4 protein-coding genes are annotated in these 3687 nt (G+C 51.2%); 3 read left to right on the top strand and 1 reads right to left on the bottom strand.

The annotated features are described in order from the left end of the window. Nucleotides 1–44 precede the first annotated feature (44 nt). Entirely contained in the window at nt 45–1088 is a 1044-nt protein-coding gene (locus BUE76_RS19825; RefSeq protein WP_073044592.1) for a PAS domain-containing sensor histidine kinase, read from the bottom strand. A gap of 668 nt (nt 1089–1756) precedes the next feature. Between BUE76_RS19825 and BUE76_RS19820 the strand changes: the two genes are divergently transcribed. The 3 genes from BUE76_RS19820 to BUE76_RS19810 all read left to right on the top strand — a co-directional run bounded on the left by BUE76_RS19820 (nt 1757) and on the right by BUE76_RS19810 (nt 3653). Then, nucleotides 1757–3031: a DEAD/DEAH box helicase gene (locus BUE76_RS19820; RefSeq protein ID WP_076026749.1), complete on the top strand. Its 1275-nt coding sequence runs from the start codon at nt 1757–1759 to the stop codon at nt 3029–3031. Between the two features lie 18 nt (nt 3032–3049). Continuing rightward, complete coding sequence (locus BUE76_RS19815; RefSeq protein ID WP_073044595.1) at nt 3050–3304, top strand: hypothetical protein; 255 nt, start codon at nt 3050–3052, stop codon at nt 3302–3304. A 76-nt stretch (nt 3305–3380) separates the two neighbouring features. After that, nucleotides 3381–3653: a short-chain dehydrogenase gene (locus tag BUE76_RS19810; RefSeq protein WP_073044597.1), complete on the top strand. Its 273-nt coding sequence runs from the start codon at nt 3381–3383 to the stop codon at nt 3651–3653. The last annotated feature ends 34 nt before the right edge of the window (nt 3654–3687 follow it).

The following is a 3687-nucleotide window of genomic DNA, read 5'->3' as shown; positions in this document are numbered from 1 at the left end:
CCTTAGCGCGGAGTTTATACTCCGCGCTTTTTTATTTTACGGCATCAAAGAGAATCGAGTGGAATCATTACCTGCAGGCTGCAACCCGCTCCCGGTGCGGTTTTGATGCGCAGCAGGCCACCCAGGTTCTCGGCCCTGCTTTGCATGCCCAGCAGCCCAAAAGAAATGCTTCGGGAGTCCAGGTCGAAGCCCTGGCCGTCATCCGTGATGTTCAGTTCGGCAAGGTGCCGGGTGATGGTAAGGGATACAGTTGCCTGGTTAGCCCGGGCATGCTGCCGGATATTGGTTACCTGCTCCTGGATGATGCGGAACAGGTGCAGTTGTACATCGGCAGAAAGCTGCTTCAGGTGTTGCTTGCCTTCAATGTGGAACGCAACTTTCAATGTTTTGCCGGCAGTCAGGTCCTTGATCATTTGCCGCGTAGCATTGGCAAACCCATGCACCTGCAGGGGCTGGGCGCTCAGTTGGTGGCTAAGGTTGCGCAGCTGGTCGATGCCCTGCCGCAGGTAATTGGTGGCGATAGCAAGGGACGGGCTCTGCCGGTCCCTTTGTTCTCCTTCAATCAGCAGGTGACAGGAGGTGAGCAGCTGGCCTACATGTTCGTGGAGGATTTCCGCTATCAGGGCTCTTTCCTTTTCCTGTGTTTCTATAAAGGCTTCCGTGGCCCTTTTACGGTAAGCAATCTGTTCGCGGGCCGGAGGGTTCAGCACCTGTTGCGTATCGGGCAAAAGGTAGCCCTTGCTGCTTGAACCCACCCAGGCACCCGCTGCATTATGAATCAGTTTATTGTGCCATTTTACCAGGCAATAGGAGCCGTCTTTGCACAATACTGCATTTTCGAAGTGCTCCAGTTTGTGTGGGTCGGTGGGTACCAGCTTTTGAAATAAACTTTTAAGATGGCAGCCTTCTTCGTGGGGGAGGAAATGGTCGAACCAGTTTTTCCCGATAATCTCATGCACTTCGTAACCCAATAATGCCGCACCATATCGGTTGATATGATGTACGGAAAACGCGGTATCCAGTACAAGCAGCAGGCAGTCCTGGGGCTCTTTTCGTTCCTTGTCCAGATGCATTTCGGGTTTGACCATATTATATGGCTGTACTTTGAAGTTTCAGTCTTTGATTGGGAGTTTTGGTAATTTGATAAGAAGTATGGAAGGGAAGCTCGCACAAGGTAGTACAATAGGGTCGTAAACCTACGAATGTGTGCTGCGTACAAATACGTTTTTTGCTGCCGGTTGCTGCGTATTTACTGCGGTGGTAAAAAGGGCAGATTTGCCCTTGTGGTGACAGGTGGCCGCCGCTATTTTTGTGCCCGAAGTTGATTGGTCTAGCATCAATCTGAATCCAATTGCTATGAAAACCCGGAACATCCAAATCTTGTAAGAACCAAACCGTCCAAAAACACACTTATCCAATCCTGAAAAGCCAGATTAATCCAGTACCGGTCAACTTCATTTTTCTTTTCCTGCACTTTAATCTTCTGCTTTGCCGCCACAATTTGCTTTATGCACGTTTTCAGCGCCGCTTGATATGCCTGTTCCTGCCGCGGTAAGCTTTACTTTTATCATTCCCTTAAGTTCAAACCCCTTATCTTCGCAACCTGTCGTATATTAACGGCAAACGGACTCGATTTCTTTCTCTCTCTTTCCCCGCAGGAGGTGCAAGTACATGGAGTCACCTTGAAACCGGCTTTCGGTTTGTGCTTCAATGCATTTCTTTAAGCCTCTTTTGTTACTATTAATTCTCATCTATTTTGACATTTGATCAATTGAACCTGATCGAGCCCATATTGAAGGCTCTGAAGAAGGAAGGCTATACCAATCCCACACCCATACAGCAACAATCCATTCCTGTAGTACTTGAAGGCCGCGACCTGTTGGGTTGCGCCCAGACCGGTACGGGTAAAACTGCGGCTTTTGCCATTCCCATTTTACAATTACTGGCACAGGATGCTGCCGCTGCACGCGGTTATAAGCATATCCGTGCCCTGATTCTTACACCCACCCGCGAGCTGGCCGTTCAGATCGACGAAAGCTTTGAGTCCTATGGTCGCTACCTGGGCCTGAAGCACGACGTGATCTTTGGCGGTGTATCGCAGCACACCCAAACCCTGGCCCTGCGCAATGGTACCGATGTACTGATTGCCACACCCGGCCGCCTGCTCGACCTGATGCAGCAGGGGTATATCTACCTCGACCACCTGGAGATGTTTGTGCTGGACGAGGCCGACCGTATGCTGGACATGGGTTTTATCAACGACATCAAAAAGGTGATCCGTGAGCTTCCCAGCGACCGGCAGACCCTTTTCTTCTCGGCTACCATGCCTCCGGTGATTGCCCAGCTGGCCAATAGCCTGCTGTACCAACCCGTGGAAGTGACCGTTGCTCCCGTAAGCAGCACTGCCGAAAAGATCGAACAGCATATTTATATGGTGCACAAAGGCGACAAGATGAAGCTGCTGGCGCACCTGATCAACGAGCACAAGCTGGACCGTACCCTCGTATTCTGCCGCACCAAGCATGGCGCCGACCGTATTGCCAAGGACCTGAAAAAGGTAGGGATACAAGCCGATGCCCTGCACGGCGACAAAACCCAGCAGGCAAGGCAGCGGGCTTTGCAAAACTTCAAAACCAACCGCCTCCGGGTGTTGGTGGCTACCGATATTGCCGCCCGTGGTATTGACGTGGACAACCTGTCGCATGTCATCAACTACGACCTGCCCAACGTTCCCGAAACCTATGTTCACCGCATAGGCCGTACCGGAAGGGCCGGCGCTGAAGGGATTGCATTTTCTTTTTGCGATGCCGAAGAGCGTGCTTATCTTAAGGACATCCAAAAGCTCACCGGCCTGACCATACCGGTAGTAACCGAGCATCCTTTTCCTATGCGCAGCAAAGCTGCCACGCCTGCCGCCGATGGACAGGCCCCGGCCAATCAGCCCCAGGGACAACGCAACGGCAAGCGCAAAAAGCCCAACCGCAAACCCAATCATCCAAGGCCTGCACAGCAGGCGCAACCCAGCGCATAACAAACACCTGACACCTATATGAGTACCTATTTCTCAAAGATCATCAAGGCCGGTGCCCGTCAGCGGGAGTTTAATTTCAGGCAGCTGGCTGCAGGTGCCGAAATGCGTTACCACGTAGACGTAAACGATGATAAAGGCAACCGGTTGATTTTTAAACTGGTAAAAGAAAGCGATGGCAGCTGGAAAACGGCCGAGCCCGCCGGGTTGCCCGACTGGATCTACGGCGTGGAAACCGACCTGGGTCGTTCGATAGACGAGCACCTGGCAGCATAAACCTGCTGCTCCACCATATTGTACCCTGCCAACCGATACGAGGCCGAAGGGCTTTAAACTTTAAAAAACAACAATCATGAACATAGAAGAAATCGAGCTGTTCCTGGAACGTCAAACCGTAAAAGCCGGACAGCACGTTCGTATTGATTTCAAGAAGCGCGACCCCATCTTTGGCCTCTTTATCAAAACGAATGATTTTACCGACCTGAAGTCCAAAAACTTCTGGCGTATTGTTACAGCCACCAATATGGCTGAGTACCAAAAGACCAAGAACATGAACCTGGCCCGCATCTTCAGCGGCTCCGATTTCTCTAAACTGAGTGTTAAGGATATCGTGCTGAAGTCCTGAGGAAAAGGCATAAACCAATAAGGCAGTTGCATTA

This window comes from Cnuella takakiae (genome assembly GCF_001953305.1).
GTDB lineage: Bacteria > Bacteroidota > Bacteroidia > Chitinophagales > Chitinophagaceae > Flavisolibacter > Flavisolibacter takakiae.
Note: the sequence above shows the minus strand (reverse complement) of the source record. Positions and strands in the feature narration are given on the sequence as shown.